The organism is Vibrio sp. 2130-1 (assembly GCF_033339515.1).
Genome location: NZ_JAWOUT010000072.1, coordinates 1 through 1,154 on the forward strand (window position 1 = coordinate 1; position 1,154 = coordinate 1,154).

Consider the following 1,154-nt stretch of genomic DNA (forward strand, 5'->3'; position numbering starts at 1 on the left):
GGTATCTCTGTCTTCATTCAAGAAGAGTTGTTGAAAGTGCCTACCGAGCGAAACAGTAACTTTACGTTAGTCGTTAACCCGATTGGCGACGACGTGGATGTTAACCCAGATACCCAAGTCTCAGGCAATGAAGGCGAAGACATTACCATCAACGTGAATGCGCTGGTGGTGGATAACAAAGAGTCGATTGGCGACGGTGCAAATTATCAAGAGAATGATCCAGAAACACTGAGGGTTGAGATTTCAAACGTACCAGATGGTGCGAGCTTGTCACTTCCAGATGGAACGGCATTTGTTGATCAAGGTAGTGGTGTTTTTGTCATTGAAATCAATGCACAAGACCTAGATCAAATCGTCTTTAACTCTGGTGATAGAAATGACAATTCTTGGGGTGGCTCGCTTCATTTTAAAGTGCAAGCGGTCGATACCGGCCTAGACGGCAGCCAAAGCTTGGGTAATGCGGAAGAGTTTGATGTGTCTGTCGATGTTACAGCGGTAAACGACAGACCTGACTTCGTTAATGTTGTCGATGTGGAAACACCTGAAGACAACGCCTTATTGCTAAATAGCTTCGGTATCTCTGATGTCGATGCGGTACTTGATAACCCGAATGCAGAGTATGTTCTTAATGTAGCGGTAGATAGCGGGTATCTCGCATTGAACGCTAACGTTATCTCGAAATATGGTTTGACGGTTCAAGGTGGCGGTACAGGAGCGGTTGAGCTAAAAGGTTCAGTCGCAGATCTCAATGCCGCCATTGCCGAAGGATTGATTGAGTTCAACCCTGATCTCAACTTCTTCGGCGATGTTACTGTGAACATTACAGTCGATGACCAAGGTAACGAAGGCATTGTTATTAGTGGTGTTGATGACACTTTAAACACCAACAGCAGCAGTTTTGTGATTGATGTTACAGCCGTGAACGATGCGCCTGAAACGTCGCCAGTTACCTTGACCAGTATTGGTGAAGACAGTGGTGTATTTGCAATTTCTACATCAGATTTGCTTGTGAATGCCACTGATGTGGAAAACGACAACTTGACGGTGAGTAACGTTCAACTTGTGGACCCTAGTTCCGGCTCTTTGGCGTTTAACTCAGCCACAGGGAATTGGGAATTTACGCCAGCGCCGGGTTACAACGGCCCTGTAGAGCT

General features: G+C 46.0%; 1 protein-coding gene. It reads left to right on the plus strand.

Going from position 1 to position 1,154, the window contains the following annotated elements; all coding sequences use genetic code 11:
• A partial coding sequence (locus R7Q09_RS24290) for a cadherin-like domain-containing protein (protein ID WP_318143716.1) occupies positions 1-1,154 on the plus strand: 1,154 nt, incomplete at both ends.